Source organism: Paenibacillus terreus (assembly GCF_042138595.1).
In the GTDB taxonomy this organism is placed as follows: Bacteria; Bacillota; Bacilli; order Paenibacillales; family Paenibacillaceae; genus Paenibacillus; species Paenibacillus terreus.
In genome coordinates this window covers 220,467-244,795 of the sequence record NZ_JBHIRX010000010.1, presented here as the reverse complement: position 1 = coordinate 244,795, position 24,329 = coordinate 220,467, and the positions used below count along the sequence as shown (strand labels likewise).

Here is a 24,329-nt window from a genome sequence, read left to right as displayed (position 1 = left end):
CACGAACCAAATGACTTCGCGGGTTGGTTTTACGATGTAAAACCTACTCACTCGTTGTTCAGTTTTCAAAGATCAAATTCTCATTTCGCCGCTGATATCTCATCTTTCAGCAACTTTTATAGTATATCACATTCAAATATCAGAAGCAACACTTTTTTGTTTTTTCTGAATCTCTGTGTTTACCAAGCTGCTTAAATCTTTTAGCGACAAGAATTAATATATCACATTTCACTATAAGAAAGCAACCCTTTAAGAAATAATTTCTTCAATGTAAAGGTTGGTATTCTGGACGAGATTGATAATCTCCCCATCGATATTAACCATAGGACGAGTGGGATAGTCCCTGTCTGCAAAAACTATTTCTCCTGTCCGTTGATCATTCAGCCGGATTTTTGTCCCCATCCCAAGCTGGGTGGCTTTGCTGATAAAGGTTTGCACGATTGCCGGGTCCAGCTTGCCGAATGCTTCGCTTTTAATCTGCTCCAATACCAGATATGGGGACTGAGCTTTGCGATATGCCTTCTGCAAAGTCATCGCATGGAAAATGTCAGCCACGCTCGCAATTCTGGCGTAAATATGTGTTTGCTGTCCCTTGATCTTCATCGGGTAGCCAGATCCATCCACCTTTTCGTGATGCTGAAGAGCAGCCAGACGTACACCTTCGTTGATTCCTTTAACCTTCGAGAGCAATTCATAGCCGTAGATGGTATGCTGTCTCATTTCGGCAGCTTCCTCTGGTGTAAGAGCGGAGGGTTTATGAAGAATATTATGATCCACCTTTGCATTTCCAATGTCATGAAGCAGACCGGCAAATGCTGCCGGTATCCAGTCCTTCTGCGGAAGGCCTGCCCACTGGGCAAGCAGATAAGAAGTGAGCGAACACATGACCGCATTATGATATATGTAATCCGATTCGGACATCGATTGTGGAGTAAACGTGATCACATTATATTTGTGTATATAATTAAACATCTCCTTTAACCGGGTACGCAGCTCCAATACCGGCAGCTCTGACACAAGAACTAAATGGAATGCCTGCTTTACAAGCGCCAAAGTCTTGTCGTATGCCTCATTAAACTTTTCCCATTCATTCTCTTCAGTAGTAAAATTGGAGAATGCCAAAGCTACATTTTCCTTGTTCTTATCCTGCTGTTTCGCTGCTTGCTTATTGCCTTCCAACGCTTTATAACCCTCGACAGTCTGATCCATTTCAATTTCCACTTCTTTAATCAAAAACGCATGCAAAATCTCCAAATCGCGTGGAAGCAATACTTGACCTTTAGAAAGAAGGACACTTCCAAGCTCAGTAAGAACATCACTTTTCAATTTAAATCCGGGGATTACATCTTTGATAGATAGCATTGTCATTGTTGTACTGAACCTCTCTGTGTCCGGAGGGCTGATTTATGCCACTCTAATCGACTTTTATGGAAACGCCACTATTTTACATGTTGGGTCTATTATATTACTTATATCCTAGTTCTGTACATCATTTTGTCTTTCTTACAAAGACTTAAGACCTAATAAATATATACAAAAAAGAAGGGACTCCCGCAAGGAATCCCTTCTGCTATCCACTTCTATTGCTGCTCTTCCGAAGAATCGGCGCTGCTGTCTCCAACCGAATCCTGAGTACCCTCTTCATTCTCCAGAAGCTCATCCATAAGCTCTTCTGATTCTTCGTTCTTGTTGACGCGGCAAACGGTTGCTACAGCATCTTCTTCACGAATATTGATCAGCTTAACACCTTGTGTATTCCGTCCCATCGTGGATATGCCCTCCATGCTGGTACGGATGAGTGTACCGCTGGCCGTGATGATCATAAGGTCTTCTTCTGCTTTAACAACCTTAAGACCCACAACCGGTCCATTTTTCTCCGTGATGTTAATCGTTTTAATCCCTTTACCGCCACGGCTTTGTACACGATATTCCGAAGCAGGCGTCCGTTTACCGTAACCTCTTGTCGTTACAATCAGGATATCCAGCTCTTTGTCTACGACATCCATCCCGATCACAGTATCTTCTTCGTCAAGGGTAATCCCCTTGACGCCTGTAGCGCTGCGTCCCATCGAACGAACATCGCTTTCCGGGAAGCGAATGGACATGCCGTTCGCGGTACCAATAACCATTTCCTGTTCTCCATCGGTCAGCTTCACTTCAATGAGCGTATCATCTTCGCGAAGGTTAATCGCAATAAGCCCGCCTTTGCGAATATTTACATAATCATCAAGCGGCGTCTTCTTGACGAGACCTTGGCGTGTCGCGAAGAAGAGATACTTTCCATCCTCAAACTCTTCGACTGGAATGACCGCATTCACGGACTCGCCCTGCTCAATCTGGATCAGATTGATGATCGGTGTTCCGCGTGCCGTCCGGCTCAGATCAGGGATTTCATAAGCTTTAATCCGGTAAACCTTCCCTTTGTCGGTGAAGAACAGCAAATGATGGTGGGAGTTCGTTACAAACAAATGCTCCACGAAATCCTCGGTTTTGGTATCCATCCCAACCACACCCCGGCCGCCGCGCTTCTGATTCCGATAGGTCGTAACAGGCAGACGCTTGATATAACCGGTGTGAGTAATCGTGATGACCACATCTTCACGCGGGATCAGATCCTCGTCGAGAATGCTCTCTTCACCAACTGTAATCTCGGTACGGCGTTCATCGGCGAAGCGTTCCCTCAGTTCACTCAGCTCTTCGCTGATAATATTCAAAACCAGCTGCTCATTAGCCAGAATCTCACGGTACTCCTGAATTTTCTGCAGCAGCTCGTTATATTCGTTCTCGATCTTCTCGCGTTCCAAGCCTGTAAGACGCTGGAGACGCATATCCAAAATCGCTTGCGCCTGCTCATAGCTGAGCGAGAAACGCTCCATCAATCCGTCACGCGCAGTTTCGGTCGTTGGTGAAGAACGGATCAGGGCGATAACCTCATCCAGATTATCGAGTGCAATCCGCAAGCCCTCCAGGATATGTGCTCTGGCCTCTGCTTTTTTCAGATCAAATTCCGTCCGGCGACGAATAACTTCGATCTGATGCTGCAAATAATGATAAAGAACATCCCGCAGGGTCAGAATCTTCGGCTCTTTGTTGACAATAGCCAGCATATTGATTCCGAACGTGGATTGCATCGCTGTATGCTTGAACAGGTTATTTAACACCACATTAGGATTGACGTCCCGGCGCAGCTCGATGACAATTCGCATACCGTTACGATCAGATTCGTCACGAAGATCCGTGATGCCCTCAATCCGTTTATCGCGGACAAGCTCGGCAATCTTCTCTACCAAACGAGCCTTGTTTACCTGATAAGGCAGTTCTTCCACAATAATACGCGCCTTGTTGCCAATCTCTTCAATGTTGGTCTTCGCACGCATTGTAACGGAGCCTCTGCCGGTCTGATAAGCCTGCCGTATTCCGGAACGGCCCAAAATATAGCCTGCTGTCGGGAAATCCGGCCCTTGGATGTAATCCATCAGTTCCATGGAGGTAATGTCCGGGTTCTGGATCATGGCCTGAACCCCGTCGATGACTTCTCCCAGATTGTGCGGAGGTATATTTGTAGCCATACCGACCGCAATCCCGCCGACTCCATTCACCAACAGATTCGGAAATCTGGCCGGCAGTACAGCCGGTTCATTTTCCTCGCCATCATAGTTTGGCATGAAATCGACCGTTTCTTTATTCAGATCACGCAGCATCTCCATAGCAATCTTGGAAAGGCGCGCTTCCGTATAACGCATCGCCGCCGCCATATCCCCGTCAATGGAGCCAAAGTTGCCGTGTCCATCGACCATCATATAACGAAGAGAGAAATCCTGCGCCATACGCACCATGGTCTCATAAACGGCAGAGTCACCATGGGGGTGATATTTACCGATAACTTCGCCGACAATTCTCGCCGATTTTTTATAGGGTTTATCCGGAGACATACCCAGTTCGGACATCGCATACAAGATACGCCGGTGAACCGGCTTCAATCCATCCCGCACATCCGGCAGAGCCCGGCTGACAATAATGCTCATCGCATAATCCATGAATGATTCGCGCATTTCGATGCCGATATCCCTGTTCACGATCTGCGGGTTATTTTGATCCGCCATGCTGGACCTCCTCTATTCTTAACCACTCTGCACTACTCTATTGTGAAAAGCCTGCAAGGCTTAAAACGCCGTCCGAAACGCTAAACTCCATCCTTATAATTATAATAGTTTCACAATTAGATCACAATTAAACGTACGTTAAAAAGGGACCTTCAAAAGGAAATAAGCTGCGGCTGGGGATTAGCCCTGCCTTTTCGTCCAGCCCGACATACAAATAAAGTATACGGCTGTTCCGCCTGCCATTGCCCATGATTCGAAGTGGTAGCATCCTGAAAATAGCAGACATGAACCCATGAAAAAAGAGCAGAAGTCGTTTTATTAGGCAGTAAACACAAAAAATCGCCGTATTTCTCTATTATACCACTGTTTTACACGCTTGTCCTTTTGTTTGCCTGTTTTTGGGAATCAAATCTTGATATCCGTCTCAATATTTCTGAAATTTTCATGAAAGGGTGATGGTTCTTGTCCATCCAGCGGGTCTCCAGTAAATGGGCGAAAACAATGGCCATGATGCCCAACCTGAAACTGATCCCTTATATTCCCGACACCAGATTATACAGTCGTGAGAGCCTGGAGGAAATGCTGAGAGCTTATAAGGTTGTCTACGTAAAACCTGACTCTGGAACTTACGGCCTTGGCGTCATGAGAGCGGAGATTGAACAGGATTCCGAATCATCCCAGGAAAATCAAGCTTGTGCCGACAGCTCTTACAGTCTTCGCTTTGGAACCACCAGCAGCCAGTATGAGTCACTGGATAAGCTGCATGAAGCCATTATGACGCAAATTGCCCGCCGCACATTTATTATCCAGCGAGGAATTCATTTGCTTAACCATCAAGGACGGGCTTTTGACCTTCGTATCCTGACACAAAAAAATTTGCAGGAAAAATGGGAAACTACCGGATTTATAGGACGTGTAGCAGCAGCTGGAAAGATCATTACAAACTATCACAGCGGCGGCACCATTGCCGAGTTTCACACCCTTCTATCAGGCCACTCCAACCGCCAGGAGACTGCCCAGTTGGAACGAAGGCTTGCACTGCTGGGAGAAAGGACCGGACGGCAGCTGGAAAAAAGCTATCCTCGTATAAAGGAAATCGGTCTTGATATCGGGATAGACGAACAGCTGCATCCCTGGATTTTGGAAGTCAACACGCTTCCTTCCCTTTACGTCTTCGGCAAGCTTTCCGACAAAAATATTTACAAGCGCATCCGAAAATATGCCATTGCCTATGGTCGTAATCCTTCAAGTGCTGCCTCTGTCACCTCCAAGAAGCCGTCCGCCCGTACAAGGAACAATCCCTCGACGGCCTGGAAGAAAAAAGCCTGATTTGAATAAAAAATGGCGCCCGCGGGCGCCTCTTATTTTGCAGCCGGGTGATCGACCAGGCCTTTCTCTGCAATTAAATATCCAAATTTTTAACGTATTTGGCGTGCTCCTGAATAAAGTTGCGGCGCGGTTCTACATTATCGCCCATCAGCGTATCAAACAGCGAATCCGCCAGCATGGCATCTCCAATGCTTACCTGAAGCATCGTCCGGCTTTCCGGGTCCATCGTGGTTTCCCACAGCTGAGCCGCATTCATCTCGCCAAGACCTTTATAGCGCTGAACGTTGAACTTTGCATTTTCGCCGAATTCCTGAATGATCTCATCACGCTCGGCCTCGGAATTGGCGTAACGCACCACTTTGTTCCGCTCAATCTTGAACAGCGGCGGCTGGGCGATATACACATAACCCGCATCAATAATCTGCCGCATATACCGGTAAAAGAACGTAAGCAGCAGCGTACGGATATGGGCTCCGTCGACATCGGCATCCGTCATGATGATGACCTTGTGATAGCGCGCTTTGGAAATATCAAAGTCTTCACCGATTCCGGTCCCCATCGCGGTTACGATGGCACGAATCTCTTCGCTGGACAAAATCCGGTCAAGGCGCGCCTTCTCCACGTTCAGGATTTTACCGCGGATCGGCAAAATCGCCTGGAAATGCCGATCACGGCCCTGTTTGGCCGATCCGCCGGCAGAGTCCCCTTCGACGATATACAATTCACTGATGGAAGCGTCCTTGGAGGAGCAATCGGCCAGCTTGCCCGGCAGAGAGCTGATCTCCAATGCGCTTTTACGGCGGGTTAATTCACGGGCCTTGCGGGCTGCTTCCCTTGCACGTGCAGCCTGCAGCGCTTTCTCCACAACACGGCGGGAAACAGAAGGATTTTCATCCAGAAACTCCTGCAGCTTCTCTGCGAACAGGGACTCCACAATCCCGCGCACCTCGCTGTTGCCAAGCTTTGTTTTCGTCTGTCCTTCGAATTGCGGCTCCGGGATCTTGACGGAAATAATAGCTGTCAGGCCTTCACGAACATCATCACCGGTCAGGTTGGCATTATTGTCCTTGATCATCCCCGCTTTGCGGGCATAGTCATTGATGATCCGGGTCAATGCGCTCTTGAAGCCGGATTCATGCGTTCCGCCCTCATGCGTATTGATGTTGTTGGCGAACGAATAAATATTTTCTGTATAGCTGTCATTGTACTGCAGCGCCACTTCCACCTGAATGGCATCCCGTGATCCTTCTACATAGATCGGTTTTTCGTGCAGTACTTCCCGCTTTTCATTGAGGAACTCAACATATTGGCTGATTCCGCCCTCGTAATGAAAAGAAGCGCTGTCTCCCGTTCTTTCGTCCTTCAGGCTGATGGAAATGCCTTTATTCAGGAAAGCCAGCTCGCGGATCCGGGTAAGCAGCGTATTATAATCATACACCGTCGTTTCTGTGAAAATTTCAGGGTCAGGGAAAAAACGGGTTTGGGTACCGGTTTCCTCCGTCTCACCGATCACTTTCACATCATACTGAGGCACACCCCGGTGATATTCCTGCTGATAAATATGTCCGTCCCGTTTAACGGTGACGATCACCTTGCTTGAAAGGGCGTTAACGACGGATACACCCACCCCGTGCAGACCGCCTGATACTTTGTACCCCCCGCCGCCGAATTTGCCTCCGGCATGCAGAACAGTCATGACAACCTCAAGGGCTGATTTTTTCATTTTGGCATGTTCGCTGACAGGGATGCCCCGCCCGTTATCGATGACGGTAACGCTGTTATCTTCATGAACGATAACCTGAATGGTATCGCAGTATCCGGCCAAAGCCTCATCGATGCTGTTGTCCACTACTTCCCACACCAGATGATGGAGCCCTTTTACGCTGGTCGAACCGATATACATACCGGGCCGTTTGCGAACAGCCTCCAATCCCTCAAGGACCTGAATCTCGCCCGCATCATAAGTTGGTTGATTCATAGACATGCCTTTCACCTACTTTTATAGATTCAATAGCTAACAATTGCGTTAAATGCATGTTACGGATGTATATGCTCAAGCAAGATCAGTAAATACATTTGCCCTTTTTTTCAGCGTGTTGGATGAAATCGGGGAATAATAGACCGTGCTCTTGGTGACGACAATGGATTTGGCTTCTTCTTCGCCGATCATTTCAATATGCTTCTGCTTCTGGGCATGATTAACGTACTGTTTGGAAATTTTGGAGGATTTCTCAATGGAAATGTCAAAAATGGCAACAAGCTCGGAGGACCGAATAATTTTATCTCCGCCAAGATGAATATACATGACCGCTGTTCACTCCTTAAAATTCCACATGTCCCGCATGGACATGATAGATGCTGGCTTCCTTCAGCCGTCCGGCATTAATGCTTTCAATCCCCGTTGCGGTGATAAAAGTCTGGACCTTGCTCTGGAAGGTTTCTATAAGCTGTGTCTGCCTGTACGGATCCAGCTCGGAGAGAACGTCATCGAGCAGCAGCACAGGGTATTCTCCAATCTCCTCGTGAATCAGTTCAATCTCGGCCAGCTTCAAAGACAGAGCCGTCGTTCGCTGCTGCCCCTGTGAACCGTAAGTATGCACTTCTTTGCCATTAATGGCAAATGCCAAATCATCACGGTGAGGGCCTGCAAGTGTCATGCCGCGCCTGATCTCCTGATCTCTCATTTGTGATAACTTTAACATAAATCGGTCCAATAAAACAGCTTCATCTTCTTCCTCCGCCTCGCCGAAGGAAGGGACATAGCTTAATTTGAGCTCTTCGCCGCCCCCGGTAATGCCCTGATGAATCTCTTCAGCCCATCTTTGCAATTTCTTTATGAATTGTTTCCTTTTTTTCACAATTTTAACACCATGCTCAACCAGCTGCTCATTCCAGATCTCCAGCATGACCTGAATCGATGCAGGCTCCTTACCCCAAGCCTGCTTCAGCAGGTTGTTGCGCTGAACCAGCACTTTTTGATACTGCTGCAAGTGGTAAAGGTAGCCTGGCGCTACCTGACCGATCTCCATGTCAAGAAACCGGCGGCGGACCCCCGGCGTTCCTTTTACGATTTCAAGATCCTCCGGCGCAAACATGACAACATTGAGCGAGCCTACAAAATCGCTGAGCTTCCGCTGCTCCAGGCCGTTGATCTTCGCTCTCTTGCCCTGCGGGGATATGGCCAGTTCAAGCCTGACATCTCCATACTTCTTGCTGACAGAGGACGATAAATAGGCAGAGGAGCCGTCAAAAGAGATCAGCTCCTTGTCCCTTGCCGTACGATGGCTTTTGGTGAGTGCCAATACGTAAATGGCTTCGACCAGATTGGTCTTGCCCTGCGCGTTCTGTCCAATCAGCAGATTCACCGGTCCGAATGAATCCAGCTCCAGCTGTGAGTAATTGCGGTAATGCTGCAAGTGGATGTTGTTCACAAACACGCTTGGTCCCCCTCATTCTATGACCTGGCGGAGGATTCTGCAGCCTTGCGGAGGCCGTCAGGAGCCGGCTGTCACTTCAAAGCTGCCTTCTCCGGCCACCTCAATGGTATCTCCCGGATACAATTTGCGGCCGCGGCGTTCTTCGATCTCACCGTTGACGCGGACGGCCCCCTCCTGCAGCAGGGCTTTGGCCATGCCGCCTGTCGGTACACAATCGGCCAATTTCAGAAATTGATCAAGTTTAATAAATTCACTCTGGATGGATATCCGTTTCACGGTATATCGTTCCTTTCTTCCTGACGGAGATGTTATCCACATGTGAATAATCTGCCCGTAATGTCAGCACGAACGGCTGCTGTTGATAATCTTAAACCATACGCGTTCAAAGGTATATGGAATTAGTTGGTGGTACGGTAAGGCAGAATGATATACAGCGCATTGCTGTCATCCACCGGTTTCAAAATAATCGGGCTCATAATGCCGGTAAAGGCAATCATGAGCTGCTCGCTGTCCACCACCTTGAGCACATCAAGCATATATTTGGAGTTGAAGGAAATTTTGAGCGGCTCGCCTTCAAATTTGGATACATTCAGCTCTTCGCGCACTTTTCCGAGCTCTGATGAGCTGGAGGAAATTTCGAGCCCCCCGTTTTCCATGGACTGCATTCTTACAATATTTGTTTTCTCCTCACGGGAAAGAAGATATGCCCGGTCAATGGACTCGCTCAAACTTTTTGTATCAACAATCAGTTCTGTTTTGTACGAGGTCGGAATAATTCTAGAAGTATCAGGATACGTTCCGTCCAAAATGCGCGAGTAGAACAAGACACGGTCGATTTTGAACAGCACCTGGTTATCAGCCACCACGATATCAACCAGTGTATTCTGGTCAGGTATGATTTTGCTCAGCTCATTCAGTGTTTTGCCCGCAATGACGACGTTGCTGAAGCGAAGACCTTCGGCTGTCTCCAGATGTGCGCTGCGTGTAGCCAGCCTGTGGCGGTCCGTAGCGACAAACTTCAGCTCATTATCCGCCAGGTTCCACAATACGCCTGTAAGAATCGGAGTTGTCTCGTGGGTGGAAATGGAGAATACCGTCTGTTTGATCATATTTTTGAGCAGATCGCCAGGAATGGACAGCACCTGATTTTCCTCAATGTTCGGCAGCACCGGAAACTCTTCAGGATCCAAACCGACCATCTGGATTTCGGTGGCACCGGAGGAGATGAACGTCTGGAACTGGTCGCGGACCTCCATTTGTACCTCTTGCGAAGGGAGCTTTTTAATGATTTCCACGAAAAACTTAGCAGGCAGGACAACACTTCCCGGTTGATCCACCTGTACGATCGTGCGCTCCCCATCCTCAATCGGGATAAAGGATTGAATGGATATGTCGGTATCGCTGGCAGTCAGCGTCAGCCCCTGATAGTTTACGTCCAGCTTGATGCCGCTCAGGATCGGGATCGTTGTCCGGCTGGAGATCGCTTTGGATACATGTTGAATGGCTTCGTTCAAAAATTGCTTCAAAATGCTGATTTTCATAAGTTCCTCCTACAAGGGAATTGGCAAAAAGAAGGCTGCCGGCTGCGTGTGTCGTAGCTGTTCTTTTCTTCGGCGAAGCCGGTTCTTCTTATGATGTATTTATAATAAAAAATAGTAGTAATAGTATTAGGCGGCCTGAATATGTGGATAAGTAGGCCAAAAGGCAACAAATGAAGCCTATCCACATGTGTATAGATTGTGCATAGGCTTTGAACTTGTTCACGAAGGATTTTTGATTTTCTCTGTAATGTTGTTAATAACTTTATACAGCTCCTGATCGGATTGAATCGATTTGGAGATTTTCTCATGCGCATGAATCACGGTCGTATGGTCGCGTCCGCCGAAGGCCTCTCCGATCTTGGGCAGCGAGTAGTCCGTCAGCTCACGGGACAGGTACATGGCGATTTGCCGGGGAAAAGCCACGGCTTTGGTCCGCTTACGCGCCTTGAAATCCTCGAGCCGTAAATTATAGTACTCGCCGACATGCTGCTGGATATCCTGGATCGTTATCATCTTAGGACGGCTTGAAGGAATAATATCCTTGAGCGCTTCCGCAGCCAGATGGGTCGTAACATCCTGATTCGTGAGGGAAGAGTAGGCAACAACGCGGATCAGCGCACCCTCAAGCTCGCGGATATTCGTATCGATCTGATTGGCGATATAAACCATCGCTTCATTCGGGATGTCCAGCTTCTCGGCCTTCGCTTTTTTACGCAAAATGGCAATCCGGGTCTCCAGATCCGGCGGCTGAATGTCCGTGATCAGGCCCCATTCGAAGCGGGAACGCAGGCGTTCCTCCAGTGTCGGAATTTCCTTGGGAGGACGGTCGCTTGAGATGATGATCTGCTTGCGTTCTTCATGCAGCGCATTGAAAGTATGGAAAAATTCCTCCTGCGTTGATTCCTTGCCTGCCAGAAACTGAATATCGTCAATGAGCAAAATATCAATATTGCGGTATTTGTTGCGAAAGCTTTCGCCGCGGTTGTCCCGGATGGCATTGATAAATTCGTTTGTAAATTTCTCTGAAGACAAGTACACGACCTTGCTGGCCGGATTATGCTCCAGAATGTAATGGCCGATCGCGTGCATCAGATGTGTTTTTCCCAAGCCTACGCCGCCGTATAGAAAGAGCGGGTTATATGCTTTGGCCGGCGCTTCGGCGACGGCCAGGGAAGCCGCATGGGCAAATCGGTTGCCGGATCCGATGACGAAGGTATCAAAGGTATATTTCGGATTCAGCATATGGGAGACGGCTTCTTCCTGAACCACAGTTGGCTGCTGCGGGAGCTGCTGGGGATCGGGCTCGGCCGGTTTGTTTTCCTCAATCATAAACTTGACGTCAACCTGCTTCCCAAGCAGCTCATACACCGTAGAGGCGACCAGCTTCGTGTAACGGCTCTCCAGCCATTCAACGGCAAAAGTAGTCGGCGCGGAAATCACAATGGAGTGATCATTCAGCTTCGTTGCCTTGGTCGCCTTAAACCAGGTATCAAAGCTTGGTTTGCTCAGCTTGGTTTGTATAATGGATAAAATTTGCTGCCATAATTCGGAAGTATGGCTCTCCACAGACTGTCACTCCTTTTAAATCCTCCAAATGTGGCTTAAGCCATAAGCACAAAAAAAGCCCATCCGCTCCGCTGACAAATACGGCACAAAATGAGGGGAAACGCAGCACAAATCATCCCGAAATCGGCACAAGTCGGAAGTCTTGCCTGTTCAGGCCAGGCATGTCGGGCTTGGTGTTCGGGAAAATGACTGAGCGGTCCGGTCCGTTCCTCTTCATTTTGCAGACCGGGGAAGGAATTATAGATGTCGAAATGAAATGAAAATTGTAGAATATATCCCCAGAATCCAAAGTTCACACAATCGTATAAATATGGATAACTCAAAATTGTTCACAACTTTATCCACAGGCTGTTGATAAAATGGAGGGATAAATCACATATTCACAATCAAAAAGTAATATAATCATAGCAAAAGAAGCCCTCTATTTCAATGTATCCGTCGAATTTATCCACAAATTCAAGCTGTTGTGTATAATTTTTATTCACAACACAAGATATTGTTTATAAGTTGTTCAGTTTTCGACATGAACCTCGCTTTTGGCCAATCAACTTATTCACAGGTTATGACGAAGTGACTCACATTGAAATTGTTTATAAACATCTGTGTATAACTGTGACGGTCTGTCAGAGCTGTGGAAAACTATTTTTCGTTAAAACGACGATATTCCCAAAAAACATCTATTGAGGATTTCTAAAAATGAAATATTCATATGGATCCTTAAAAAAGAGGGAGAGGCTGATCTCCTGAAAGAAGGTTGACATTCCAAACTGTACGTGGTTAAATGTATAAAGGTGTTTTTTGTGGAGATATGATGTTATTCCATATAAAACGTATTCTTTGTAAGGAGGTGCAATACATTGAGACCGACTTTCAAACCGAACGTCAGCAAGCGTAAAAAAGTCCACGGCTTCCGCAAAAGAATGAGCACGAAGAACGGACGTAAAGTGCTGGCGGCACGCCGTCAAAAAGGCAGAAAAGTATTGAGTGCATAATATGGGTGCATGGAGACCACTGCGGTGGTCTTTTTTTCATACATGTGCCTTTTTCTTTCGAAAATAAAATGAAAAAGCCTGCAGATGTCTGAAAACTGCTGCTATATATATGAAGCTTTTTTTCAAAAGGTTATATCCTGCATTCAGGGATATACTGGGGAGTAAGGGTTTGGCGGTCTGAAGAGGCCGAAAAAGTGAGAAACAAGGAGAAGCGCCGTGCAGAGAAAATTGCGTCTTCGAAACCGGGCGGACTTTTCGCGCGTATACCGCCATGGGAAATCTTTCGCCAATCATCAGCTTGTGGTGTATTGGTCCCGCCGAAAAGATGTGGATCAGTTCCGCGCAGGCATATCGGTCAGCAAGAAGATCGGCAACGCCGTTGTGCGCAACCGGATGCGCAGATTGCTTAAAGAAATCATCAGGCATCATGAGCATGAAATTATGGAGCATGTCGACCTTATTTTTATTGTCCGCAAAGGCGCGGTAACGATGTCGTACAAAGAACTGGAAAAGAGCGTCCTGCATGTGATGCGCAAAGCGTCGCTGCTGAAACTTGGACAAAGATAATAAGTTTCTTTGTATGGGCGGATATGATATCATTTACGTTGGAATGTAATGGTTAAGAGAGGGGTTATGAAGTGTCGCGATTGAAGACAAAACAGGGAAGATGGCTTCTCTTGATAGCAGTAATCGGACTAGTAGCCGTGCTGGCCGGATGTGGTGCGGCCAATAATCAATACACCACGGCTGACTTGGCCAACAGCGAATCCTTCTGGCAGCGTAATGTCGTGTATTATTTCTCTTATGCTCTGGACACGTTTGCCCATTGGTTCAACGGTGAATACGGCCTGGCCGTCCTCGTCCTGGTGATTATCGTTCGTACAATAATTTTGCCTCTGACCCTCAAGCAGGTCAAGAGCTCCAGAGCCATGCAGGCGATACAGCCTCAGCTTCAGGAAATACAGAAAAAATACAAAGATACGCCCGAAAAGGTTCAGCAGGAGACAATGAGGCTGTTTCAGGAGAACAAGGTCAATCCGATGGCCGGCTGTCTTCCACTGCTTGTACAGATGCCTATCTTTATCGCGCTTTATAATGCTATTTATTATAACTCCGAGCTGCGTGACCACACCTTCCTGTGGCTGCAGCTGGGGGAACCCGACCGCTTCTGGATTCTTCCGATTCTGGCGGCGATCACGACGTTTGTACAGACCTGGATGATGATGAAAATGAATCCGACACCGCAGCAGGGACCGATGCAGTTCCTCCTGTGGGTATATCCGGTGCTGATCTTCATCATGTCCTACCAGTTCCCGTCGGCACTGCCGCTGTACTGGTTTTACAGTAACATTTACACGATCGTTCAGAACTACTTCTTGTACCGCAATAATGGTAAAATTGCAGCCGTGGCCAATGTAAAGGCTGTCGAAGCTGCAAAATCGAGCTCCAAAGGCAATAAAAAAAGCGGAAAGAAGGGAGCTAAAAAATCGAGATGACGAAGGTCGTAGCAACAGGAAAAACCATTGAAGATGCTGTAGAACAAGGGCTGTCCCAATTGGGGACAAGCCTGGAACGCGTTAACGTGACCGTGTTGGAGCAGCCGTCAAAAGGATTCCTGGGCTTCATCGGGGCCAGGAAAGCGAAGGTGGAATTGACGCTCCTTCCTGAACCGGCTGTTGATGAGACTAAAGCGGCAGAGTCATCACATATGCAGGATGCCCCGGCACAGTCCGTGAAGGAAGAGCACCCTGTAGAGCAGCCCTCCGCCGCAGCGGCCGCGGAGCCTGCAAGTACAATCGACCCTTATGAAGAAGCCGTGCGGTTTGTACGCGAGACGGCTGCGGGAATGGGACTTGAGGTAGAGGTGGAGCTGCGCCACGGCAAGGATGAGAGCATAATGGATATTTCCGGATCCGATCTGGGCATGCTCATCGGGCGCCGCGGCCAAACGCTTGATGCGCTTCAATATTTAACGAATATTGTGGCCAACCGCCATGCAGACGGCTATGTTAAAATTGTGCTGGATGCTGAAAACTTCCGGCTGCGCCGTCAGAAGACGCTGGAGAACCTTGCGGAACGGCTCGCTGCCCAGGTGGCCCGGACAGGCAAGGAAGTCATCCTGGAGCCCATGCCTCCCAATGAACGCAAGACGATTCATGCGGCGCTGCAGCGGCACGCCGAAGTAAGAACCTTCAGTAAGGGGGACGAGCCGAACCGGCGCGTCGTTATTGCCAAGAAGTAAAAGGATTGCAATGGCTTTCTGCATCACGCAGAGGCCATTGCTTTTTTTCGAGATATGAATGGCGTGAAGTTATACATGATTTTCTTTAAGAAAGAGGTGAAAGCTGTATGCTTAGCGATACAATTGCAGCCATTTCCACGGCTGTTGGAGAGAGCGGGATTGCTGTGATTCGTGTCAGCGGTCCGAACGCTGTAGTGGAAGTGGAACGTATTTTCAAAAGCAAAACCCCGTTGACACATGCCCTGTCGCACACGGTGCATTACGGCCATATTCTGAATCCGGAGAACGGAGAAAAGGTGGAAGAGGTGCTGGTAACGGTCATGCTGGCGCCGCGCTCTTTCACGATGGAAAATGTAGTGGAAATAAGCTCCCACGGCGGGATTGTGGCAGTCAAGAGGGTGATGGATCTGCTGCTGCAGCAGAACATCCGGCTGGCCGAGCCGGGAGAATTTACAAAACGTGCTTTCCTGAACGGACGAATTGACCTCAGCCAGGCGGAAGGGGTTATCGATCTGATCCGGTCCAAATCCGATAAGGCGTTCTCGATTGCATTGAAGCAGGTAGACGGCATGCTGTCTTCTAAAATCCGCAAGCTGCGTCATACGCTGGTAGAGACGCTGGCGCATATCGAGGTGAATATCGATTACCCCGAGCATGATGTGGAATCGTTAACCTCCCAGTTCATCAAGGAAAAAAGCAGTGAAGTGATGGCTGAAATCGACCGGCTGCTGCAGACGGCGGAGCAGGGGAAAATTCTCCGTGAAGGCATAACAACTGCCATTGTGGGACGGCCGAATGTGGGCAAGTCGTCGCTGCTCAACACATTGGTGCAAGGGGAAAAGGCGATCGTAACGGACATTCCAGGGACTACACGGGATGTCATTGAGGAGTATGTAACGATCCGCAATATTCCGCTGCGGCTGTTGGATACCGCCGGTATCCGGGAGACGATGGATGTGGTCGAACAGATCGGGGTGGAGCGTTCCAAGAACGCGGTGAGCGAAGCGGACCTGATTTTGATGGTGATTAACGCCAGCGAGCCCTTGCATCAGGATGAGCTGGAATTAATGGAACAAATCCGCGGTAGACAAGCGATTGTCATTATGAATAAAATGGACTTACCTTCCCAGGTGGACAGGGACATTCTGCTTCGGTATTTCCCCGAAGAGCTTATCATTCCAATGTCGGTGAAGGAAGAGCAGGGGCTTGAAATGCTGGAAGAGGGCATATCCAAGCTGTTCTTCAGCGGCAAGCTGGAATCTGCCGACATGACTTATGTAAGCAATGTAAGACATATTGCGCTGCTTAAAAAGGCGAAACAGTCACTGCAGGATGCTTATGAGGCAGCGGATCAGTTTGTGCCGATTGACATGATTCAAATTGATGTGCGTCTTGCTTGGGAGCAATTAGGCGAGATTGTGGGCGATACGGCGCATGATGCACTGATTGACCAAATTTTCTCCCAGTTCTGTCTGGGCAAGTAAGTTTTTTCAGAAGCGCAAAGGGCCTGCTGGCCTGTTCATATATTTTCATCAATTTATTTACCGGACATTTCCGGCATATTAAAGGAGGAGAAAGAAATGGGATACCATGGCGGCAGCTATGATGTCATTGTTGTAGGTGCCGGACACGCTGGAGTTGAAGCGGCACTTGCGGCGGCCCGAATGGGTGTTAAGACACTTATGATTACAATTAACCTGGATATGGTAGCGTTCATGCCTTGCAACCCGTCGATCGGCGGCCCGGCCAAAGGCCATGTCGTGCGTGAAATCGATGCGCTGGGCGGGGAAATGGGGCGCAATATTGATAAAACTTTTATTCAGATGCGGATGCTGAATACCGGTAAAGGACCGGCCGTTCATGCGCTGCGTGCGCAGGCCGATAAGTTTTCTTATCAGCATACAATGAAAGAGACGCTGGAGCTGGAGCCTAACCTGACGATGCGTCAAGGTATGGTGGAAGAGCTGATCGTTGAAGATGGTCAGTGCGTCGGTGTCATTACAAAGACAGGTACGGAATACCGGGCGAATGCTGTGGTGCTGACAACAGGTACCTACCTGCGCGGTAAAATTATTATGGGTGAGCTGATGTATGAAAGCGGCCCGAACAACCAGCAGCCATCTGTACGTTTGGCAGAGAACCTGCGCGAGCTCGGCTTTGAGCTGGTTCGTTTCAAAACAGGTACACCGCCGCGTGTGCATAAAGACAGCATTGATTTCAGCAAAACAGAGATTCAGCCTGGTGATGAGAAGCCGAAGTTTTTCTCTTATGAAACAAAATCCTCCAACAATGAGCAGCTGCCTTGCTGGCTCACTTACACTTCGGAGGTAACGCATCAAATTATCAATGACAACCTGCATCGTGCGCCGATGTTCTCCGGTGTCATTGAAGGAACAGGCCCGCGCTACTGTCCTTCGATTGAGGATAAAGTTGTTCGTTTCGCGGATAAATCGAAACATCAAATTTTCCTGGAGCCTGAAGGAAAGAATACCTCAGAGTATTATGTCCAAGGTCTTTCCACAAGCTTGCCTGAAGATGTGCAGCTGGCCGTGCTCCGTTCCATTCCAGGGATGGAAAATGTGCAAATGATGCGTAATGGTTACGCTATTGAATATGACGCTATCGTGCCCACTCAACTGCGTCCTTCGCTGGAAACAAAGCGCCTTCCGGGTCTGTTCACAGCTGGGCAAATCAACGGCACTTCCGGTTATGAAGAAGCGGCAGGGCAGGGGATTATGGCAGGCATTAATGCCGCCCGTAAGGTACAAGGTAAAGAACCGGTTATTTTGGACCGTTCCCAAGGCTACATTGGCGTATTGATCGATGACCTGGTGACCAAAGGAACCAATGAGCCTTACCGCCTGTTGACTTCACGTGCAGAGTACCGCTTGCTGCTTCGTCATGATAATGCGGATCTGCGTTTGACGCCAGTCGGCTATGAAATTGGTTTGATCACTGAGGAACGTTACCAAAGTTTCCTGGATAAGAGAAACAAAGTGGAGCAGGAGGTCGAACGTCTCGCTTCCGTGAAGGTTCGTCCGTCAGAAGTGAATGCCATGCTGGAAGAGGCGGGCTCGGCACCTATTCAGGATGGAAGCAATTTGCTGAACATGCTGCGTCGTCCGGAAGTTGGTTACGCGCAAATCGAGCAAATTTCACCTTCTCCGCTGGAGCTGGATGAAGAAATGAAAGAACAGGTAGAAATTCAGATCAAGTACGCCGGTTATATTGAGAAACAGCTTCAGCATGTAGAGCGTCTGCAAAAGATGGAGAAGAAGAAGCTGCCTGAGGACATTGATTACAATGATATCCAGGGCCTTGCCATGGAAGCCAAGCAGAAATTGAACAAAATTCGTCCCGTTTCCATTGGGCAGGCTTCCCGGATTTCCGGGGTAACTCCTGCGGATATTTCCATTCTGCTTGTATATTTGGAGCATTATAACCGGGTGAAGGCGGCAAGAGCGCAATGACGGATGTTATTCAGCAGCAATTCCAGGAGAGACTTGCGGGGCATGGCATTAGCCTTGATGACCGGCAGCTTGAACAGTTTGAGATTTATTTCCGGGAACTGGTCGATTGGAATGAAAAGATGAATCTGACCGGAATCACGGAACGTGAAGCGGTATATACGAAGCATTTTTATGACTCGATATCGCTGGCCTTTTACACCGATATGACTCAGGTTGCAAGCGTGGCTGATATCGGCTCCGGTGCCGGTTTTCCGGGCATACCCTTGAAAATCTGCTTTCCGCATCTCAAGCTGACCATTATTGATTCCCTGCAAAAGCGGATCAACTATTTGCAGCATCTTTGTGAAACAGCAGGGCTTCAACAAATCGAACTGATTCATGGAAGGGCGGAAGAAGTGGCCCGTAAGTCAGGTTATCGTGACAGCTATGACTTGGTTACCGCCCGAGCAGTTGCAAGGCTCGCTGTGCTCAATGAATTCTGCCTTCCTTTTGTACGCAAGGGAGGAACCTTTGCCGCCATGAAAGGAAGCGATCCTGCGGAGGAGCTGCAGGAGGCAGCTTTCAGCCTGAAGGAGTTGAATGGCAAAGTGAGAGAGGTTCAAGCTTTTCAATTACCAGTCGAGGAATCCGCCAGACATATTATCCTGATCGACAAAACGGGTGATACCCCTCGTAAATATCCAAGAAAACCTGGAACACCGTTGAAAATGCCGTTAATCAAAAACTAAAATCAAGAGGGAGTGTTTCACGTGAAACATTCCCTCTTTTTGGTTTTATATTATCATATAAATAACATCTTACATATCAATTCGGCAGGTCAAGGGCTAAGTAGTAATTTTTTGTGAAACATGAATCGTCCTTATCCATAGGGGGATTTTCCCAATGTGATTTCTTGTGTAGAGGAGTTTCCTACCTCACTTTAATCGCAAGGAAAACCAAATACGATCTATTTACCTGTAGAAGTACTGCGACTGATTGTTTTCTTAAGATACAAGAATGTATTATTTCGAAGGATTCAGCCCTTATCCTTTAATCGCGAATAAAACTTCCACTAAGCACGGTTTTTCTTTTTTGAATTAAATTGATATTTCTGATGAGTATAAGAGATTAAGTCTAGATAAGGGCACTCTGTTTGTACCTTATGTAATAGCAGGTATCAAAGGAGCTCTTCCCAAAAAGCAATCTTTTAGTGGTTGTTAAAAGTAGGGATATGCACGCAGCAGCTGAGAGGACGAAGCGATTCCGGAAAAGCGGAGCGTTCGCCTTTGGCACCGAATTTCTACCGCTAAAAAATATAATGGAAATTAGGGGTCAACAGCGATTGCAGGAATGCTTCGTTCTCGGAGTGCCTCACAACACACATAATGATGCCTCTTGACAAAGGACTTCTTTGAGAATCTTCATTTATAATAGGATAATAGTTGCAAAAGAGAAAAGCATGCACTGGAACAGATAGGATTATAGACAAAAAAGTGATAGAATAGAAGTAACCGTTTTTGTATTTCACACCGCCTGAAATTGGCAGCATTGAGTAAGTGGGGATGGCCAATAATTGGCAGGCACAGAGATATGTCCATTTTGAAATTAGGTGGTATTATACGGAATGAAAGAACAATTTTCAAAGCTGTTTGGTTTTACTGAGCGTACAAGTGGGGACGAGGTCAAGAATATCCCGATCCATGATATTGTAAGCAGCCCTTACCAGCCCAGAACAATCTTTGATGACGAGAAGATTGATGAGTTATGCCAGACGATTAAAACACATGGCGTAATTCAGCCGATCGTCGTTCGAGTCCGAGATGGCCGTTACGAGATTATTGCGGGCGAACGGCGCTGGCGTGCGGTAACCAAGCTTGGCATGGACAGCATACCGGCGATTGTCCGGGAATTTAATGATTCGCAGGCCGCTTCCATTGCATTAATTGAAAATTTGCAGCGGGAAGGGCTTACAGCTATTGAAGAAGCTGTAGCGTATCAGAAGTTGATTGACCTGCATCAACTCACTCAGGAGAGTCTTGCCCAGCGCCTTGGTAAAAGCCAATCCACCATCGCCAACAAAATTCGTTTGTTGAATCTGCCGGAAGCCGCCAAGACAGCGCTTATGGAGCGCAGCATTTCCGAAAGGCATGCCCGTGCTTTGCTTTCTTTGGACAATGAGGAACTGCAGCAGAAAGTGCTTTCCGAAATTATATCCAAAGAACTGAATGTAAAGCAGACGGAGGCAAGAATTGCTTATTATAAAGAAGCTTCCAAAATTAAAAAATCGAAACGTATTTCGTTTACCAAGGATGTTCGTCTAGCATTAAATACGATCAGACAGTCTATTGATATGGTATCCGGCTCCGGTCTGGATATCAAAACAAAAGAAACTGACAATGAAGACCACTACGAAATCGTTATCCATATACCTAAACGCAAATGAGTAATTGAACCGTAAGAAAAACTTCTGTCGACGCACATTCACAGAAGACAGACCGTGTTTCGCAGTAGTTTTTCTTGAGGTTATAGAATTGTTCAGCTCTGCTGAATTCTTATAAATTCTATAACCATAAGAAAAACGTTTATCGACGTACATTCACAGAAGCCAGACCGCATTTAGCAGTAGTTTTTCTTGCGATATCAGGAGGATTATTCCAAGAAGTTTATACTTTCTGATATCTAAAAAAAAAGCGGCAGCGATTGCCGCTTTTTCTGTCTACAGCTCGTCTGCGTACAAATGAACAAGTTATAACACTAGAGACCCCCTATTAAATTATGAGGTGAACGAATTGTCCAAAATTATAGCCGTAGCGAATCAAAAGGGCGGAGTAGGTAAGACGACGACTTCCGTTAATTTGGGCGCCGGACTTGCTTCCCTCGGCAAACGGGTACTGCTCGTGGATATTGACCCGCAGGGCAACACAACAAGCGGAGTAGGCATCAACAAAGCTGATGTCCCTAACTGTATATATGATGTGCTCATTAATGAGGTTGATCCCAATGAAGCAATAACGCCTACGCAGGTGGAAGGTCTGGATATTATCCCAGCCACCATTCAGTTGGCTGGTGCCGAAATTGAGCTGGTGCCCACGATTTCCCGTGAGCTTCGACTGAAGAAGTCTCTGCAGCTTGTAAAGAACAAGTATGATTATATTTTGATTGATTGCCCGCCGTCTTTGGGTATTCTGACACTCAATTCTTTGACAGCCGCTGATTCGGTCATTATCCCAATCCAGTGCGAGTATTATGCATTGGAGGGGTTGAGCCAGCTGTTAAATACGGTAAGACTCGTTCAGAAGCATTTGAATACTTCGCTGCAGATCGAGGGTGTGCTTTTAACGATGTTCGACGCTCGTACGAATCTTGGCATCCAGGTGATCGAGGAAGTCAAAAAATATTTTCAAAACAAAGTTTATCAAACGATTATTCCGCGTAATGTTCGTTTAAGTGAGGCGCCATCGCACGGCCAATCCATCATCACCTACGACCCCCGTTCACGTGGAGCGGAAGTATATATTGAATTGGCAAAGGAAGTGGTTTCCTATGAGTAAAAGACTTGGGAAAGGCCTTGATGCCCTGATTCCATCCCTTTCGGTCAGTGATGACGATAAGGTAGTGGATATTCCGCTGACACAGCTCCGTGCCAATCCTTACCAACCACGCAAAACTTTTGAGGAGGAGGCGATTAAGGAGCTGGCTGAGTCCATTCGTCAACATGGTGTAATTCAGCCTATTATCGTAAGAAGTGTCCTGAAAGGATACGAGATTATTGCCGGTGAACGCCGCTTTAGAGCTTCCCAATATTGCGGTAATACCACGATCCCAGCTGTAGTTCGAAACTTTACTGACCAACAGGTCATGGAGATTGCTCTTATCGAAAATATCCAAAGGGAAAACCTGAATGCAATGGAAGTGGCGGTGGCATATCAGGGCTTGATGGAGCAATTCTCTCTTACACAAGAAGAATTATCCATGAAGGTCGGTAAATCACGTTCCCACATTGCAAATTTCCTTAGACTGCTTTCCCTTCCTGATGAGGTGAAGGACTATGTTTCACGTGGAACATTATCAATGGGACATGCCAGAGCTATTGTGGGCCTAAAGGATGAGCAGGTTCTTAAGCAGCTTGCGAAGCAGTGTATTGACCAGCATTGGAGTGTCCGAGAGCTGGAGCAAGCAGTTCAAAACCTGGACCATAAAAAGGATGACGACAAAAGCAAACTGAAGAAGAAAAAGAAAGATCCTTATATTGAAAATGTGGAAGAGAGCTTGCGTGAGAGATTTAAAACAACGGTAAGGATTAAACATAATAAAGATAAAGGGAAAATTGAATTGAACTATTACAGTCAACAGGATCTCGAAAGATTGCTAGAGCTATTGCAGTAAATAATGGAAGATCAAAAATAGAGGCTGCAAAAACGAAGCAAAATGACATATCAACCTCCATCGTAAGCTGGAAGGGATATGTCATTGTTGTGTCTGAATATGGATATTAAGCCGTATGCGCAAAGCGGGACAATTTTACAAGGCAGAGGGGTAGAAGCAGCAAATGGCTGAATTAAACGGTCTAATTATGGAACAATTATCCTTGTTCATTGCGGGAATCACATTAGTTATATTAATCCTGCTTATCATAGTGATGGTGCAAGGGGCAAAGCTGCGAAAAATGCGCCGTAAATATGAGGTTATGATGTCGGGCAGCGGTGTGGATGATTTGGAAACACTGTTAATTGATTTAAAGGTGCAAATGGATGCCATTGAGGATGAACAGCAGAAAAACCGTTCCATGATGGATGCCCTTCGGGGGCGGATGAAAGGTATGAAAGCCAATATCGGGATGATCCGTTACAATGCTTTTAACGAACGGGGAGGAGAGCTAAGCTTCTCACTGGCTTTGCTGGATCAGGAAAGCAGTGGAATGGTGCTGACAGGCATCTACAACAGGGATGGATCCTATGTATACGCCAAGCCGGTGGAAAGCGGCACATCCTCCTACTTACTGTCTGATGAAGAAAAGGAAGCTATTTCTCTTGCGCAGCAACAGGCACAGAACGGTAATGCCACTCTGTAATAGCTGAGTACAAGCTTTTGGAAATAATATCCGAGAGTTTCATAACCAGACTGAGTCTGGTGTTTTGCAAAACAAAATATTCCATAAAGCCGCCTACGTTTACAATACCAGTCAAATGGATATTGCCGACAGGCGGCAATTCTTTATTTACACCAGCTCCAGGCCGCAGAGGCCCTTCAGCTACCTGGACACAGCCAACGCTGGAGCTTTGCCCCAGACAGGCATCAATGCCGATAATAAAAGGGTCTTCATGAAGACAATGAATCTTGTCTAATGTTTCCTGCAAATTTACAGCATGCACCGGTTCATCAAGTGTGCCGTACAAATGAAAGAGCGGACTTTTCCATTTGGCAAGACTTGTCCCAACCAGCGGTCCCAAGGCGTCTCCTGTAGACCGGTCCGTTCCGACACAGACAATAACCAGGTGTTTCAGACTGTGGGCTTGGTGAAGGTGAAATAATAAACGGTGGATTATGGCAGATTGGATTCCGGGATCGGTGTATGGTATTTTAAGACTGGATGGCTCTGATTTGGAGACGGAGCTGGACGAAGGATTCATGATATCTTCCTTTCCTGCATGAATATAGTAGTAACTAGTA

General features: G+C 47.2%; 21 protein-coding genes. 12 read left to right on the top strand and 9 right to left on the bottom strand.

All coding sequences use genetic code 11. The annotated features are described in order from the left end of the window. Positions 1-249 precede the first annotated feature (249 nt). Together ACE5KN_RS19070 and gyrA are read right to left on the bottom strand one after the other, a co-directional pair. Complete coding sequence (locus ACE5KN_RS19070; RefSeq protein ID WP_375527095.1) at positions 250-1,368, bottom strand: HD-GYP domain-containing protein; 1,119 nt, start codon at positions 1,366-1,368, stop codon at positions 250-252. A 212-nt stretch (positions 1,369-1,580) separates the two neighbouring features. Continuing rightward, a complete protein-coding gene (gene gyrA / locus ACE5KN_RS19065; protein ID WP_375527096.1) occupies positions 1,581-4,103 on the bottom strand; it encodes a DNA gyrase subunit A in 2,523 nt (840 codons plus the stop codon). Positions 4,104-4,565: 462 nt separating this feature from the next. Here gyrA and ACE5KN_RS19060 point away from each other — a divergent pair, with 462 nt between their 5' ends. Continuing rightward, entirely contained in the window at positions 4,566-5,432 is an 867-nt protein-coding gene (locus ACE5KN_RS19060; protein WP_375527097.1) for a YheC/YheD family protein, read from the top strand. 73 nt (positions 5,433-5,505) lie between these two features. Here the strand turns inward: ACE5KN_RS19060 and gyrB are convergent, their stop codons facing one another. The 6 genes from gyrB to dnaA form a co-directional block, all read right to left on the bottom strand. Further along, positions 5,506-7,416, bottom strand: coding sequence for a DNA topoisomerase (ATP-hydrolyzing) subunit B (gene gyrB, locus ACE5KN_RS19055; protein ID WP_375527098.1), 1,911 nt, complete (start codon positions 7,414-7,416; stop codon positions 5,506-5,508). Between the two features lie 69 nt (positions 7,417-7,485). Next, positions 7,486-7,737 carry an extracellular matrix regulator RemB gene (remB, locus tag ACE5KN_RS19050; protein WP_375527099.1) on the bottom strand — a complete coding sequence of 84 codons (252 nt, stop codon included), beginning with the start codon at positions 7,735-7,737 and terminating at the stop codon, positions 7,486-7,488. 16 nt (positions 7,738-7,753) lie between these two features. Then, entirely contained in the window at positions 7,754-8,869 is a 1,116-nt protein-coding gene (gene recF / locus ACE5KN_RS19045) for a DNA replication/repair protein RecF (RefSeq protein WP_375527100.1), read from the bottom strand. A 57-nt stretch (positions 8,870-8,926) separates the two neighbouring features. Beyond that, positions 8,927-9,145: a S4 domain-containing protein YaaA gene (gene yaaA, locus ACE5KN_RS19040; RefSeq protein WP_375527101.1), complete on the bottom strand. Its 219-nt coding sequence runs from the start codon at positions 9,143-9,145 to the stop codon at positions 8,927-8,929. 122 nt (positions 9,146-9,267) lie between these two features. Further along, positions 9,268-10,410, bottom strand: coding sequence for a DNA polymerase III subunit beta (gene dnaN, locus ACE5KN_RS19035; protein WP_375527102.1), 1,143 nt, complete (start codon positions 10,408-10,410; stop codon positions 9,268-9,270). A 219-nt stretch (positions 10,411-10,629) separates the two neighbouring features. Then, positions 10,630-11,976 (bottom strand): chromosomal replication initiator protein DnaA, encoded by a 1,347-nt coding sequence (dnaA, locus tag ACE5KN_RS19030; protein WP_375527103.1) that lies wholly within the window; start codon positions 11,974-11,976, stop codon positions 10,630-10,632. A gap of 857 nt (positions 11,977-12,833) precedes the next feature. Between dnaA and rpmH the strand changes: the two genes are divergently transcribed. The 11 genes from rpmH (at position 12,834) to ACE5KN_RS18975 (ending at position 23,730) form a co-directional block, all read left to right on the top strand. Further along, positions 12,834-12,968 carry a 50S ribosomal protein L34 gene (gene rpmH, locus ACE5KN_RS19025; protein WP_068778604.1) on the top strand — a complete coding sequence of 45 codons (135 nt, stop codon included), beginning with the start codon at positions 12,834-12,836 and terminating at the stop codon, positions 12,966-12,968. Between the two features lie 216 nt (positions 12,969-13,184). Next, positions 13,185-13,535 (top strand): ribonuclease P protein component, encoded by a 351-nt coding sequence (rnpA, locus tag ACE5KN_RS19020; protein ID WP_375527104.1) that lies wholly within the window; start codon positions 13,185-13,187, stop codon positions 13,533-13,535. 71 nt (positions 13,536-13,606) lie between these two features. Further along, on the top strand, positions 13,607-14,464 hold the full coding sequence (locus tag ACE5KN_RS19015; RefSeq protein ID WP_375527105.1) for a YidC/Oxa1 family membrane protein insertase: 858 nt from the start codon (positions 13,607-13,609) through the stop codon (positions 14,462-14,464). Next, positions 14,461-15,210 carry an RNA-binding cell elongation regulator Jag/EloR gene (gene jag / locus ACE5KN_RS19010; RefSeq protein ID WP_375527106.1) on the top strand — a complete coding sequence of 250 codons (750 nt, stop codon included), beginning with the start codon at positions 14,461-14,463 and terminating at the stop codon, positions 15,208-15,210. Before ACE5KN_RS19015 ends, jag begins: the two co-directional genes overlap by 4 nt. 107 nt (positions 15,211-15,317) lie before the next feature. Next, complete coding sequence (mnmE, locus tag ACE5KN_RS19005) at positions 15,318-16,694, top strand: tRNA uridine-5-carboxymethylaminomethyl(34) synthesis GTPase MnmE (protein ID WP_375527107.1); 1,377 nt, start codon at positions 15,318-15,320, stop codon at positions 16,692-16,694. Between the two features lie 96 nt (positions 16,695-16,790). Beyond that, the gene (gene mnmG, locus ACE5KN_RS19000) at positions 16,791-18,680 is read left to right on the top strand and encodes a tRNA uridine-5-carboxymethylaminomethyl(34) synthesis enzyme MnmG (protein ID WP_375527108.1); all 1,890 of its coding nucleotides are present in this window, start codon (positions 16,791-16,793) and stop codon (positions 18,678-18,680) included. Next, positions 18,677-19,408: a 16S rRNA (guanine(527)-N(7))-methyltransferase RsmG gene (gene rsmG, locus ACE5KN_RS18995; protein ID WP_375527109.1), complete on the top strand. Its 732-nt coding sequence runs from the start codon at positions 18,677-18,679 to the stop codon at positions 19,406-19,408. Before mnmG ends, rsmG begins: the two co-directional genes overlap by 4 nt. 875 nt (positions 19,409-20,283) lie before the next feature. Next, positions 20,284-21,102, top strand: coding sequence for a nucleoid occlusion protein (gene noc / locus ACE5KN_RS18990; RefSeq protein ID WP_375527110.1), 819 nt, complete (start codon positions 20,284-20,286; stop codon positions 21,100-21,102). A 346-nt stretch (positions 21,103-21,448) separates the two neighbouring features. Further along, positions 21,449-22,210, top strand: a complete 762-nt coding sequence (locus ACE5KN_RS18985) for a ParA family protein (RefSeq protein WP_375527111.1) — start codon at positions 21,449-21,451, stop codon at positions 22,208-22,210. Then, on the top strand, positions 22,203-23,045 hold the full coding sequence (locus ACE5KN_RS18980) for a ParB/RepB/Spo0J family partition protein (RefSeq protein WP_375527112.1): 843 nt from the start codon (positions 22,203-22,205) through the stop codon (positions 23,043-23,045). The genes ACE5KN_RS18985 and ACE5KN_RS18980 overlap by 8 nt, the downstream gene beginning before the upstream one ends. 163 nt (positions 23,046-23,208) lie before the next feature. Beyond that, positions 23,209-23,730, top strand: a complete 522-nt coding sequence (locus ACE5KN_RS18975; protein ID WP_375527113.1) for a DUF4446 family protein — start codon at positions 23,209-23,211, stop codon at positions 23,728-23,730. On the opposite strand, the gene yyaC is transcribed toward ACE5KN_RS18975, so the two are convergent. Further along, complete coding sequence (gene yyaC / locus ACE5KN_RS18970; protein WP_375527114.1) at positions 23,681-24,289, bottom strand: spore protease YyaC; 609 nt, start codon at positions 24,287-24,289, stop codon at positions 23,681-23,683. The genes ACE5KN_RS18975 and yyaC overlap by 50 nt on opposite strands. Positions 24,290-24,329: the final 40 nt, after the last annotated feature.